The 13,733-nt window shown below is 31.2% G+C and carries 12 protein-coding genes; 1 reads left to right on the top strand and 11 read right to left on the bottom strand.

What is annotated here, in order from left to right:
- Positions 1-150: 150 nt before the first annotated feature.
- The 10 genes from BX659_RS10555 to BX659_RS10510 all read right to left on the bottom strand — a co-directional run bounded on the left by BX659_RS10555 (position 151) and on the right by BX659_RS10510 (position 11,189).
- Positions 151-852, bottom strand: coding sequence for an aspartate/glutamate racemase family protein (locus BX659_RS10555; RefSeq protein ID WP_097018706.1), 702 nt, complete (start codon positions 850-852; stop codon positions 151-153).
- A 150-nt stretch (positions 853-1,002) separates the two neighbouring features.
- Positions 1,003-1,563 (bottom strand): GNAT family N-acetyltransferase, encoded by a 561-nt coding sequence (locus BX659_RS10550; protein WP_106231830.1) that lies wholly within the window; start codon positions 1,561-1,563, stop codon positions 1,003-1,005.
- 43 nt (positions 1,564-1,606) lie between these two features.
- On the bottom strand, positions 1,607-2,203 hold the full coding sequence (locus tag BX659_RS10545; RefSeq protein ID WP_097018708.1) for a class I SAM-dependent methyltransferase: 597 nt from the start codon (positions 2,201-2,203) through the stop codon (positions 1,607-1,609).
- 39 nt (positions 2,204-2,242) lie between these two features.
- Complete coding sequence (locus BX659_RS10540) at positions 2,243-2,863, bottom strand: LysE/ArgO family amino acid transporter (RefSeq protein WP_097018709.1); 621 nt, start codon at positions 2,861-2,863, stop codon at positions 2,243-2,245.
- Positions 2,864-2,979: 116 nt separating this feature from the next.
- Positions 2,980-3,429: a GNAT family N-acetyltransferase gene (locus tag BX659_RS10535; protein WP_097018710.1), complete on the bottom strand. Its 450-nt coding sequence runs from the start codon at positions 3,427-3,429 to the stop codon at positions 2,980-2,982.
- A gap of 133 nt (positions 3,430-3,562) precedes the next feature.
- Positions 3,563-4,213 carry a flavin reductase family protein gene (locus BX659_RS10530; protein WP_097018711.1) on the bottom strand — a complete coding sequence of 217 codons (651 nt, stop codon included), beginning with the start codon at positions 4,211-4,213 and terminating at the stop codon, positions 3,563-3,565.
- Between the two features lie 368 nt (positions 4,214-4,581).
- Positions 4,582-5,214 carry an HAD family hydrolase gene (locus BX659_RS10525; protein ID WP_097018712.1) on the bottom strand — a complete coding sequence of 211 codons (633 nt, stop codon included), beginning with the start codon at positions 5,212-5,214 and terminating at the stop codon, positions 4,582-4,584.
- A 606-nt stretch (positions 5,215-5,820) separates the two neighbouring features.
- Positions 5,821-7,317, bottom strand: coding sequence for a 4-alpha-glucanotransferase (gene malQ, locus BX659_RS10520; RefSeq protein ID WP_097018713.1), 1,497 nt, complete (start codon positions 7,315-7,317; stop codon positions 5,821-5,823).
- Between the two features lie 92 nt (positions 7,318-7,409).
- Entirely contained in the window at positions 7,410-8,408 is a 999-nt protein-coding gene (galT, locus tag BX659_RS10515) for a galactose-1-phosphate uridylyltransferase (RefSeq protein WP_097018714.1), read from the bottom strand.
- Positions 8,409-8,537: 129 nt separating this feature from the next.
- Entirely contained in the window at positions 8,538-11,189 is a 2,652-nt protein-coding gene (locus BX659_RS10510) for an ATP-binding protein (protein ID WP_172431946.1), read from the bottom strand.
- A gap of 381 nt (positions 11,190-11,570) precedes the next feature.
- On the opposite strand from BX659_RS10510, the gene BX659_RS10505 reads away from it, so the two are divergent.
- Positions 11,571-13,112, top strand: coding sequence for an HD-GYP domain-containing protein (locus BX659_RS10505; RefSeq protein ID WP_097018716.1), 1,542 nt, complete (start codon positions 11,571-11,573; stop codon positions 13,110-13,112).
- A gap of 52 nt (positions 13,113-13,164) precedes the next feature.
- Here the strand turns inward: BX659_RS10505 and BX659_RS10500 are convergent, their stop codons facing one another.
- Positions 13,165-13,521, bottom strand: a complete 357-nt coding sequence (locus BX659_RS10500) for a response regulator (protein ID WP_097018717.1) — start codon at positions 13,519-13,521, stop codon at positions 13,165-13,167.
- Between the last annotated feature and the right edge of the window lie 212 nt (positions 13,522-13,733).

The raw sequence follows: 13,733 nt of genomic DNA, 5'->3' as shown, positions 1-13,733 counted from the left end.
TATTAATTATTCACTGGTTCAAAAAGTGTCGTAATATCACCATTAAAAATCGCTATAGATATGACTTAGATAAGTCATTCAAGCTCTCTCTACTTTAGCTTAAATTAAATAATCTTATTCTGACTTGTATAACAAGTTTTAATATACTATTTAACAACCTGATTTCAAGGCAAGCTCAACCGCCTTTTTAGCATGGAGCAACATCGTATTGAATATAGGAATAGAACTATCCTTCTCTCTTATCAATAGTGGAATCTCAGTACAACCCAATACTACTCCTTCTGCACCATTATTTTTAAGGTTGATTATTATCTCTTTAAACCTATCTCTAGACTCCTCTTTGATAACTCCTGATACTAGCTCTTTAAAGATGACATTATGAATAAATTCCCTTTCTTTCTCATCAGGTATTATCACATCTATTCCATGCCTCTTTTTTAACCTCTTCTTATAAAAATCCTGCTCCATAGTAAACTTAGTCCCTAAAAGACCAACCTTCTCCATCGGCTTAGCTTTAATCTCTTCAGCAGTAGCATCTGCTATATGTAATAGAGGAACTTTGATATTCTCCTGTACATCTTCAGCCATCTTATGCATTGTATTGGTACAAATCAGTATCAATTCAGCCCCTGCCTTTTCTAATCTTTTTGCAATTTGAACCATCCTATCAGTTAGTACTTCCCATTCTCCTTGGTGCTGCAACTTATCAATCTCTGCAAAATCTACCGAATACATAATGCTTTTGCAGGAATGGGGCTCACCCAACCTTTCTTTAACGATTTTATTGATAATACGATAATATTCAAGGGAAGATTCCCAACTCATCCCACCAATTAAACCTATTGTTCTCATCAACTTCCCCCTCCAATTTAATATATTAGAATATATTTTATATCATTATAATAAACAAATCAACTATCTAGCATAGAACTCCTTACACTCTAAGCATATTATTTATTGTAGACCAATATTTAAATAGATTAGATTAAATAATTAAATTCTCTATTCAACGCCTTCATTTAAAAGAACCATATGAATATAGTCTTCCCACTTATCATTTATCTTTAAATATTTTCTAGCTAGTCCTTCATTATAAAACCCTAATTTCTCAACTACTCTTAAAGATGCCTTATTCTCTGGGATAATATTTGCTTCTATTCTATGTAGCTTCAACTCTTCAAATAAAAATCTTATCAATTCTTCTAATGCCTCTGTCATGTAACCACTATTTACTTTCCCTTCATCTAATCGATAACCTAAATAACATGATTGAAAGCATCCTCTGACTATATTACTAAAAATAAGGGAGCCTATTATCTTATTATCGCCTTTAGGAAAAATCCATAACTTCAGCAGATTTCCCTTACTTATATTACTTAAATCATCTCGTAATTGATTCTTTTGGTACTTCAAAGTATAGAGCTCTTCTGACCTTTTAGGTTCCCACTTCTTAAGAAATTTCTCATTTCTCTTAAAATAATTAAGAACTTCATCTGCATAGTTTTCATCTATCACCTTTAAAGTAAGTCTCCTAGAGCTTAAAACTATCTCTGAACTGTTCATAAGCACTCATCCTCTATTCCTAAAATTTAAGCAATCTAATCTACTATTTTGATAAATTAGTTTTTCGAAAGTTTATAGTAAAGTTATTCTCTCTGCCATAGAGTTTATCAAGTTCAAACCCAGAACCAGCTAATAATCTCTTAATTTCTTCTATCGACATCTTATCTGGATCACCACCTTGTTCTGAGATCGAAAGGATACCTCCAGGTCGCAATAATCTAAAAAACTCTTTGATATATTCCTCTTTATTCTCTATTTCTCCTAAAACAGTTACCATATATATAAGATCAAATTTATTGCTTTCAAATGAAAAATCAATACCATTGCACAGGTGGTATTCAACATTAGATATCCCCTTCTTAGTCAATCTTTTTCTGGCAAACTCAAGCATCTCTTTTTGGATATCAGCTAATACTAATTTCCCAGCTGGTATAGCCTTAGCAATTTTAGGGCTAAAATATCCAGGACCTGAACCAACTTCAAGAACATTATAATCTTCTTCCAACTCTAAATACTGAATAAGTTTTTTGGGTGAAAGAAATATATTCCTTAATGGTATAAGTAGCATAAATGCTAGTTGATAGGGATACACCCCTTTTTTAGAAATTCGATTGAAAATATCTATAAGTTTTTCTTTCATCTTTTCCTCCTTCTTTATACACTCAACTTCTAACCCAACTTAACCCTTTATCATTAATTGAATAAAGGAATGGCCTAATTTTGCACCGAAAAAGATTAAAATCACTCCACAAATTATGTTGATCCCCTTAATAATAGTATTATTTAATTTATCCCTTAGGATTAAGATTATAGTTGCTAAAATCATAAACCAGATAAAGGATGAACTACAGAAACCCAATATAAAATACTTAGCCATCTGAACAGGTACAGAGGCATGATAACCTCCTAATAATAAGGAACCATCTATTAAAGCCTGTGGATTCAACCACGTCACAATAAAACAGGTAATTATAATTTTAACTATTGAATCACTTATTTCCATATCATTTTTCACCTCTGAACAAGCACGAATCAAGCCAATTCCTATGTATATAACGAGAACAGAGCCTACTAATAAAATAATTGATTTTAATATAGGAATATTTTTGACTAATAGTCCTATCCCAAAAAAACAGGCAAGAGCAAGTGTGATATCAAAAAATATGGTCGTTAGTGCTACCTGATAGGTCTTCAACTTATTACCTTTCATGGCAGTATTTATCACATATAAGTTCTGCATACCTATAGGTGCAACATATGCTAATCCTAAAAGTAATCCTTGTATCAAATATTTATACATCTTTTCCACTCCTATTTTTAATTATATTTCAGTAAATATTCGATTTTTGAATAATTACATATTTTTAATAGTATTAATAAATCTCACATAAGTCATCTTTAAACCATACCATCAACTTAAAGTCTTTTACGAAAAGTAAATTGTTCTTTTTCATTCTTATAGCCTATCTGCTGATAAAAAAGATGAGCCTTTTCTCTAAGTACATTTGAACGTAAACTTACAGTATAACACCCTTTTTCTTTTGCCCAACTTTCCACATATCTCATTAGTTCTTTTCCTATCCCTTTTCTTCTATTCAATTTATCAACAACAATCCCTCCGATTTCAGCCATTAAATCAGCATAGAATAATTTATAAAGATAAGCATGAATCCAGCCAGCTATCTCTCCACTTGCTAGTTGAGCAACATATATTATATGTTCATCATCTTTTAAGATTTTTTTCAAAGGTGATTTTAATTTTCTATAATTCATCGAATATCCTAACTGTTCACAAAGTAATGCTAAATATTCTGAGTCTTTTTCCTTAGCATTTCTAACAATAAAATCAATCTTAGTTCCTTTCATCTCTTCTTAAGCCTCACTTTTTATAAAAATAGTAGATATTGATCTTTATAGCTTATTATAATTTTACATTGACGATCTCCTGTTATCCGACTCAATCTATAATTTCATAAGTCACTGACTCCTTGAATGGATCTTATAGATCTTGAGAAAATTTAATATGACCAACTCCACTACCAAAACTTTTTCCAGTAAAGGGATTCATAGGATTGTGGAGATTGAACATAAAAGAATCCTTCCCATACTTTTCTTTGGTCATTTCTTTTGCAAATTTCTCAGCAATAGAAAGATGTTTAACCTTACCACAAACTGTTATGTTATGACTACTTTCGCAAAGTTCCTTTTCCCATTGATATTCACACTCTAATTTTAAAAAGCCTTCTTTTATTCTTGGTGCACTAATCGACATAGATTCTTCAAGGGTAAATCCTGCTGCAGAAATTTCATCACTAGCTATATTATTATCTTTGATCGTTTTCCGACATTCTTCAAGATAATCTGAACTTAAAAAATTAATACAAAATTCCTTATCTCGCTTAATATTCTGATATGTATGGGTATCCTTCATAACACCTGACATGATAATATAATAATTATCTCCTTCCCCTGTAAAGCTTGACCAGCTCTGAAATGCTGCATTTGCTAATCCATTCTCTTTAATAGTCGTAACCATAAATAAAACATGGGGAATTGCACAAACAAATTCAAGCCAAGAAAAAACTTTCCATTTTCCTTCCCAGTCTTCCCTTATGTATTCTGGCTTTAAGTTATTATGTTCAAAATTCATTATATACCCTCCTATATAAATTATTATTATAACAGATTAATTCTTAAACCAAGCTGTTCTGTATTTTAGACCTTTTGCTATCTTTATGAGTAAGTTAAATCACCAAAATTATCTTTCATATAGCTTAAAATATATATAACACGAAAAAGAATTTAATTTACCTAACAGAGAATTAAAATCAAAACCTATTTGGACGCTGACTAAAATCTGACTAAGAGCCGACTCAAAACAATTAAATTCTCTATTCTTTGTTCTTTTAGTCTGTGTTCAGTCTGTGTAAGTCTGCGTCTAATAATTCTTTTGATTTTTATTTTTAAGTGATTATAAAAATTTAAATTCTAGATATATAATATGAAATCTTTATAGGGTTATATATAGCTAAGAATATCTGTTAAATCATCTGTTTCAACTGCATACATTGCCCTCTCTCTAACCTCCCAAGAACTATTTATAGCAATAGATTTACCACAGTATTCAAAGATTGGAATATCTGTTGAACCATCACCTACAGCGATACATTCTTCTGGTTTTATATTATTATTTTCACAAAAATCTTGTAGACATAATATCTTTTCTTCAGCCCCAATGTAGTTAAGAATCTTTCCAGTAAATACTCCTTCAACCACTTCATAGTTACTGCCATAATAATCATCAAATCCCCAAATATCACATACAACTTTTGCTACCTGCATTGGACCAACAGTAATAACAATGCACCTGATATTTTCTTTATGTAATATCTCAACTACTTTTTTGATATTTTTTAAAGGCTTTGCAATCTCTAAAAAAGATTGGGCGATTTTATCTTCTTCAAGACCAAAAAGCAATTCTGCTCTGAGATAATCTGCTGATATATAGTCAATTACACCTTTTTCTTCCTGTTCTTGAATTAAAGAGTGCTCTCTTTCTTTCCCATTTAAAATGCATGGCAACATAACGGAATGAATTTCTCTAATTAAGGTATCATCTAAATCAAAACAGACAAGTTTTAATTTTTCCATTCTATATCCACCTCACCACATATAAATTATCTTGACTTCGTAATTAAAACTTTCATAGATCTAAAAGCTCGACACAACCTAATATTAATAAAATACCCAATTACATCATTGATATTTTTGCCTATTAATTACCTGTAAGATATTCAAATTTAAACTGAAATGAGTATAAATTTATATAATATAAGCTTTATGACCAACCTGTACCTGATCTATACTAAAAAAACTATTTATACCATTATAATACTCTATATCCACTAGATATTCAAATATAATGTTGATCATACCATATAACAATACATAAAAAAATACTCCTCAAAAAAGGAGCATTTAAATCTAATCATATTTAGCCTATTTTCCTTCCTTCTTCTTTCTCTTACTCTTACTCTTATTTTTCCTTCTACATCCAGGACAAGACTTCTTCTTCATCTCTATCCCTCCTTAAATTTGATAGTAAAACCGATTTCTGTATATTATATGCATTATAGTTAAATTGTGATAAAATAATAAAACACTCCATTTTCAGGAGTGTTTTATTATCTGTTCACTTATAATTGAGTACCTGTTAATAGTAACTAACTCTCACTCATTATTGTTCAGTTAATTGGATTATCTATCATTTCTTTCTGTCATCTCTTTTAAATCCAGCATTCTTTCTTCAGTCAGCATCTCTGAACGATACTTCCAGTCCCAGTTACCTCCCAGTACCCCAGGAATGTTAAAGCGGGCTTCACTACCCAATTCTAGCACATCCTGTAAGGTTACTAAAGCAATTACCGCTCTAGAGGACCACGCTAGCTCTATCAGGTCCCAGACGATAGAATCATGTCTATAATCAAGATGTTTATCTAAATACTTCTCTAGTCTCTTCTGATCTGCTTTACTAGCATCTTCAGTATACCAGCCTAAAGTAGTATTATTATCATGGGTTCCAGTATAAACTACACAGTTATCAGTAGTATATCTCTCTGGAGTAACATTATTATCCTCTTCACCATCAAAAGCAAATTGTAAAATCTCCATACCTGGAAAGTCGAAAGTCTTCTTTAATTTCTCCACATCTTCAGTAATCAAACCTAAATCTTCAACAATAATTGGCAATTCACCAAGCTCATCTTTGATAGTCTTAAACAACTCCATCCCTGGTGCCTTCTCCCATTCACCATTAATAGCAGTCTTCTCACCATATGGAACAGCCCAATAAGCTGCAAAGCCTCTAAAATGATCTATTCTAACTATATCGGCTACCTCTAACAAAGCCTCGATTCTCTTTACCCACCATTGATAATTGCTCTCTCTTAACTTATCCCAGTTATATAGAGGATTTCCCCATAGCTGTCCAGTCTCACTAAAGTAATCTGGTGGTACCCCTGCCACCTTAGTAGGCTTCATATCCTCATCAAAATAAAAGACCTCTGGATTAGCCCACGCATCAGCACTGTCCATTGCTACAAAAATAGGGATATCTCCAACTATCTTAATCCCCTTCTGATTAGCATATTCTCTCACATCTGTCCACTGTTTAAAAAATAGATATTGAATAAAAGATCTAAACTCTATCTCTTCAGCCAATTCTTCTTTATACTTAGCCACTGCTGCTTCTTCTCTTAGTTTAATGTCCTCATCCCATTCATTCCAAGGTCTTTCATTAAAGGTTGATTTGACAGCCCTAAATAATGCATAATCATCTAACCACTCTGCATTCTGTTCACAAAAAGCCCTAAAAGCAGTTTTTTCTCCTATAGAACTAAATTTATTAAAGGCCTTCTTTAGTAGAGGCATCTTAAAGTCAATTACCTTTCCATACTCTACTATATCTTTATCAAATTCAATCTCTACTGCCAAATCACCTTCACTTAATAAGCCCTCTTCCACCAACCTTTCTAAACTGATTAACATAGGATTTCCTGCAAAAGCAGAAAAGCATTGATAAGGAGAATCACCATATCCTGTAGGACCCAAAGGACAAATCTGCCATAATTTCTGCCCAGCTCCAGCCAAAAAATCTATAAACTGATAGGCCTCAGCACCTAAAGAACCAATACCATATCTACCTGCTAAAGAGGTAGGATGTAAGAAAACTCCACTCATTCTTTCAAATTTCATCTTTAACTCCCTCCTTGACCTTGCATTATATTATATCTTGCTAAAGATACTATTAATATTTAAAAGATAAACTTTATAAGAATAAAAAATAATTAAATAATCCCAATTCCCTTTAATTCTTCAGTAGCCAACTCTGGTGGAACAGGATTTACAAAGATTGCTGTAGCTAACTCAAAACCTGCTTGAATATTCAATCTCGGCAGAATCTGTAGATGCCAGTGATAACCTTGTTGATTCTTTAAAGCTAAAGGTGCTGTCCGTAAAAGGATATTATAAGATAAATCTTTAAATCCTACTTCAAAACTTTTTATCATATCCCTTAAAATAATGGCTAAAGCATTGATTTCCTTCTTAGAGATATCACTGAAATTATGTTGGTGGGTTCTTGGTATTATCCAAGTTTCAAAAGGATAGCGAGAAGCATAGGGATTAATAGCAATAAAGAATTCATTCTCTTTAATAACCCTCTGATTATCTGCCAGTTCATATCTTATCATATCACAATAAACACAATTATGATGTTGCTTATAATACTTGTTAACCCCTTCTAGCTCCTCTTTGACCATTAAAGGAACTATCGGTATTCCTATAATCTGCCAGTGAGGATGCTCCAAGGAAGCTCCTGCTTTTGCACCAAAGTTTTTAAAGATTTGAATATATTTAAGCCTATTATCTTTGGCTAATTGCTCATATCTTAGTTTTAAAGCTGTGATAATACCTATAGTATGGTCTAAAGAATTGCTTCCTAGACTACTATTATGCTTCATCGACTCAATCAGTACCTCTGCTTGCCCTATACCATTCATTTTTTGGAAGAAACCATGATTGTATTCAGTTAATTTACCTGTTGATTTTAAGGTTGGAAACTTATTATCTACAACTCTTACTCTCCATGAATTCTTTCCTTCAATAGAACTTGGATTCTGATCAATCACTTCTAATAATATGTCCTCTCTAAAGCCATTACAAAAAGGGCAATCATTACTTCCCTTAATCTCATCTTTATTTTTAAAATTCTTTGGCCTTTTAGCCCTGTTACTAGCTATTATTATACTTCTACCTATAATTATATCCCTTCTAATTTCAGACACTGCTCACCCTCCACCCAAATTCATGGTAACGTTTGCACCAAATTCAAACATACTTATATTATACCATCAGTACTGCTATTGTGCAATAATTTCTACAGATGAATCCTGAATTCATCTTCTAAATTTCAACTAATAGTTCCTAGGAACTATTAGTTGAAATTCAGTTCCTTTATCTAAAGTAGTATAAATTTTAATTGAACCACTTAACCTTTCAACAGCTTCCTTGACAGCCGCTAATCCTACACCTCTTCCAGATAGCTCTGTGACATTCTTCTTTGTAGATAGTCCCTCACTAAAGATTATACTCAAAATTTCCTGCTGAGAGAGGTTATTTAACTCTTTAGCAGAGTAGAGACCTTCTTTAAGAGCATGTTCTTTAATCTTAGCAATATTTATCCCTTTTCCATCATCACTTACCTTAATGATTATCTTATCTTCTTCCATTTCAATCTCACAGATAATCTCACCATATTTAGATTTTCCCTTAGCAACCCTTTGCTCAGGCTCTTCAATTCCGTGATCAATAGAATTTCTAAAGAGATGGACTAGTGACTTACCTAATTCATTATAGTCCTCTAAATCAACCAATTCTTTTCCACCAACTATCTTAACTGGCTTAATTAATTTTCCTAATCTACCTCCAAGTTCTTGCATATAATCAGGATAAAATTTCAAAATCTCCTTAAAAGGTTTATATCTTAATCTCTTAAGCTCAACTAAGAGTTTTTCAGAATCCTTAGGAGCTAATAGTTCGACAACTCTCTTTTCAATCATCTTTAACTTAGAGATTTCTATGATGATTTTCTTGTTCTGCTCAAGGATATAATCTCCTAAGAGTTCTTGTAAAATATCTAAATCCTGACTTAAAAACCCAACTGCCTCCTCTTCTTTAATTAACCTTCTAAGCTCAGTTATCTCAACACTCTCCTCATATAACTTATCTTTCAGCTCTAAAAGCTTACCTTCAAAGCAATGAAGAGAATTCACAGTATTATTCATCCCCAGCTGACTAAAATCGCCTTTAAAGTTATGTATCTGTAGATAGATTCGAGACAATAAATCTTGTATAGATATACCTGATGCTACCATCTCTTCAACTTCACTATTAAAGAAGTCTAAATAACTATTCTTTAATTCAATAAAATCATTAAAATTAACTACTACATTAACAGCCATCTTTAAGTTATTTCTCTCTTCTTCAACCTTACTCTCAAGCTCCTTCTTATCACTGATATCTGTTAAAACCAGCATCATCTCTCTACTGCCGGCTTCTTTAGTATTCTCACCTATTAATTTAAAATTTAAGTCGATATATTTATCAGCAATCTTGCTCTCTTCTGGTAATAAAGGCAGATACATCTTTATATCATCTTGGTCTTGACTACTAAAGATAGTCCTTAATATATCTCTTAGAAACTCTCTTTGCCCTTCTTGCTTAAATAGAAGCTCTACTATATTCATTCCACCTATCTCTTTATTAAAGATATTTAAGCATTCTCGACTATATTCTTCATTAATAGTTAAACTCTTACCAAAGGATAAGAAACCTTGCCCTACATTATTAAGTAGATTTCTAATATCTACAGTCTTTGCAGCAATCTTCTCCTCTAGATTCTGAGAATAACCTTCTAACTGTTTATGTACTTCAAGATATTCCATGACAGCATTAATAATTAATGAGATTAAAAAAGCTAGACTAATGGAATTGGGCATTTTAAAGGATAAAGCTAGCTCTTTGTGATTAACTATCATTATTATACTCTCTAACAACAATCCTAGTAAAATACTAAAAGCAATCACTTTAAACTCCTTAATTCCTTCTATTGCTTCTAAGATAACAATTATTATAATATTCAAGATAGTCAATACCAATATTCCTAAATACAAATTATCAAATTCATAGATAGATTTGATCTGCAATAGATCAAAAAAGAAAACAATCACTAACAAAAACTGATGAACTCTTTTAACAAATCTAAGGTTTTTAATACTAAAACAATCATCTTCTACCTTTACTTTTAATATTTCTATTAGACCTATCGCTATTCCTATTATAATCATCGGAACAGATAAAAGCATATAATATAAGTAAATTGATTGATTAGAGAAGGTTAAAGCTATTGGAAATAGGCTGAATAAACCCAATCCCCAAGAAAAGATACCAATAAAGATAAACTTTCCCTTTACTACCCTTCTCTCAATAAATCTAATAAATAGATATATAATTAAAATAATCCAACCAATAACTATGGCTGTACTACCAAAAAAGATATCAAATAAATGTTCATAGATTAAGTTATGATAATAATTATCCTTAGAATTAACCTCTGTTAGCTTTAAAAAGAAGCTGTCTATTGTCTTAAAACCAAAGACACCTGGATATATCTTTATATATAAACTTTTATTATCGAAATTTTGAGGTAAATCAATAATGTGGTTAACAATCCCTTGTCTATACTGATAAGCTATTTGATTATCACTCTTATAGATTAATTTTCCACCAAGATATATATCAAAATCATATTCAACAGAGTTAAATACAAGGCAGGGGTCTTTGAATTGACCTTGTGGAAACTTATGTTTCAACCAAATAAACTCTCTATTTTCTGAACCTAACTTCAATCCATGCTTAAAGTCAGCCCATTTATCATCACCAACTTTATACTCCCAGCCCTCTTTAAAGAATTGAGATGAATCACTTAAAACCTCTTTACCCTCTATTTTAGAAGTGATAGAGACTATAAATATTAAAACTATTAATATCAGGTATCTCTTATTCATTAATATCCCCCTTAAACTAACCATAATTTAATATTAATCCCCTTCACTTGCTGAACTAATTAAAATTAAACAGTATTTATTTATATAAACTAAAACTATTAGATTTAAGGTTAGATTAATATAATTAGCTTTAAAACCTTTATAATTTCCCATTTTATCTCAAATAGATAGTATCATCTATATAAAATAGTAATTAATCAAATTAATCCCACTTATATATGTATTATACCAAATTATTTTAAAAATTGTGAAACAAAAAAAAGATAACCTTATATAGCCTTAAGTATTTAAAAACAAAGTAACTTATGGTATAATCTTATAGTAAATATTTTGATTACTATTAAGATTAATCAGTTTAAAATGGAGGTACTAATATAAATTATGAAATCACACCTAATACTGCTTTCTAAGGGAGAAGAGACCTTTAAACTAATACAAAAGTCTCTATATAGAGACGAATATAAATTACATCAGATATCCCCTGATGAGCTGATGTTAAAAATTTATCAATTAAACCCCAAATTATTGATTGCTGATATTGATTATTATCAAGAGAGTACCATTAAAGTAATTAAAATTCTACAATCTCAGGATTACTTACCAGTTATATATCTATATTCTAAACCTTACCCAGAGATTATTGATAAGATTAAAGACTCTGAAGTTATTATAAATAAAGCTAATATAGAGGATAAATTACCAGATTTAGCAAAACAAGCAAGTAACTTTAAAAATAATTATAATAAGGTAACAGAGGGATATGAAACTATCGACTTAATTAATAGTAAAGTTGATGAACTCTTAAAGAAATATATTAAAAATGACTTTATTGATTATGGGGATTCTATTAAAGAAATTCTCAATTATGTCTTCGCAACTAATCACTTCCTATCCAATAAACCAGAAACTATCCTAATTATCTTTAAAGAATATCCTCAAACAGTTACAGAAATATATAAAATTGCAGATAATAATATTAGCAAAGCCCCATCTCCAATAACTTTAAAGAATAAAATTCCTTTTAAACTCAGTACTCAACTGGAAAATGAATTTTTCCATAATTATACTGAGGGAGATTTATCTGATATTGATGATTATCAGAATGTATTTGCTGATGAAGTTCTAGATAGATTAGATGTGATTAATAACTTCTCTGGATATCAAACAACAGATATCGCCTTGATAGGAATTAACTATAATAAGACGGTAACCCATTTTGATGCAGATATTATTAAGACCCTCTCTATCAGCTTTAATCTAATTAAAAATATACATCGTCAGCTTAATGAAGTTAAGAATGCCTTTATCTACACGATCAACTCTCTTTCAAGAGCTGCAGAAGCAAGTGATGATGATACAGGTTACCATATCAAGCGTGTTAATGAATACTCAAAATTAATCGCTAAACGGTTAGGTTTAGGCAAAAACTTCATTGAAGAGATCTATTACTGTGCTCAAATGCATGATGTCGGAAAGGTCTATATACCCAAAAATATATTGTGTAAGAGAGGAAAACTAACTGATGAAGAATTTAAGATGATAAAAAGGCATACTACTTATGGTGCCGAAATCATTGGCGATTCTCCACATCTGAAGATGGCTACAGACATCGCCCTTAACCACCATGAACGTTTTGATGGTTCTGGATATCCTAATGGTAAGAGCGGTAACAAGATTCCTTTATCGGCTAGAATTGTGATGTTAGCAGACATTTATGATGCTTTAAGAAGTCCACGTCCCTATAAACCACCCTTTAGCCATGAAAAGACCTATGATATTATCGTTAATGGTGATGGGCGAGTAGAGCCCTCCCATTTTGATCCTGAAATCCATAAACTATTTAAAAAGATACATAAAGAGTTGGATACAATCTATAACACATGGAATGAACAGACCCAGTTAAAAAAGAAAGCTAGAGCATAATGCTCTAGCTTTCTTTTTTATATTAGCTCCAAAGTGATATACAGTGAATATATTATACAAACTGCTTCACTACATTCAAAAGTTTCTCCTCAGTAATAGGTTTCATAATATAATATTTAGCTCCCTTTTGTAAAGCATTAAAGACCATTCTTTTTTGGTCATTAGAGCTGATCATAATTATCTTTGCATGAGGAAATTCATTAACAATATTACCTACTGCCTCAACTCCATCTACTATTGGCATATTCACATCCATAGTTACTAAATCTGGTACATAGTTCTTATATTCTAAGTAAGCTTGCTTTCCATTAGTAGCTTCTGCTACAATTTGATGTCCCTCTTTCTCCAAAATTTTTCTTATATTCCTTCTCATAACTGGAGCATCATCAGCAATCAATATCTGAGCCATATAGTCCCCCTTCCCAGAATCTAAAGATTTCTTCCCTCTTATATTTCTTATAGTATTATTTTTATCACCTTCAAGGCAATTAGAAATCATCAAGAGGAACTTTTTATAGATACAATTCTAAACTATAATATTTTTAATTTTTCAGATATATTCATAAGTGAAAATATACATTAATTAAGTAACTCTATAAGGTTAACCTATTATTTATATTC

This window comes from Orenia metallireducens (genome assembly GCF_003001995.1).
Taxonomy (GTDB): Bacteria; Bacillota; Halanaerobiia; order Halobacteroidales; family Halobacteroidaceae; genus Orenia; species Orenia metallireducens_B.
The sequence above is the reverse complement of the archived record's forward strand: the minus strand, read 5'-3'. Positions and strand labels throughout refer to the sequence as shown.

Excerpts from the sequence above, each read along its gene's own strand:
- malQ (WP_097018713.1), bottom strand. The coding sequence starts at position 7,317 with ATGAAATTTGAAAGAATGAGTGGAGTTTTCTTACATCCTACCTCTTTA.
- BX659_RS10500 (WP_097018717.1), bottom strand. The coding sequence starts at position 13,521 with ATGGCTCAGATATTGATTGCTGATGATGCTCCAGTTATGAGAAGGAAT.
- BX659_RS10535 (WP_097018710.1), bottom strand. The coding sequence starts at position 3,429 with ATGAAAGGAACTAAGATTGATTTTATTGTTAGAAATGCTAAGGAAAAA.
- BX659_RS10510 (WP_172431946.1), bottom strand. The coding sequence starts at position 11,189 with ATGAATAAGAGATACCTGATATTAATAGTTTTAATATTTATAGTCTCT.
- BX659_RS10525 (WP_097018712.1), bottom strand. The coding sequence starts at position 5,214 with ATGGAAAAATTAAAACTTGTCTGTTTTGATTTAGATGATACCTTAATT.
- BX659_RS10505 (WP_097018716.1), top strand. The coding sequence starts at position 11,571 with ATGAAATCACACCTAATACTGCTTTCTAAGGGAGAAGAGACCTTTAAA.
- BX659_RS10530 (WP_097018711.1), bottom strand. The coding sequence starts at position 4,213 with ATGAATTTTGAACATAATAACTTAAAGCCAGAATACATAAGGGAAGAC.
- BX659_RS10550 (WP_106231830.1), bottom strand. The coding sequence starts at position 1,563 with ATGAACAGTTCAGAGATAGTTTTAAGCTCTAGGAGACTTACTTTAAAG.
- BX659_RS10555 (WP_097018706.1), bottom strand. The coding sequence starts at position 852 with ATGAGAACAATAGGTTTAATTGGTGGGATGAGTTGGGAATCTTCCCTT.
- BX659_RS10545 (WP_097018708.1), bottom strand. The coding sequence starts at position 2,203 with ATGAAAGAAAAACTTATAGATATTTTCAATCGAATTTCTAAAAAAGGG.
- BX659_RS10540 (WP_097018709.1), bottom strand. The coding sequence starts at position 2,863 with ATGTATAAATATTTGATACAAGGATTACTTTTAGGATTAGCATATGTT.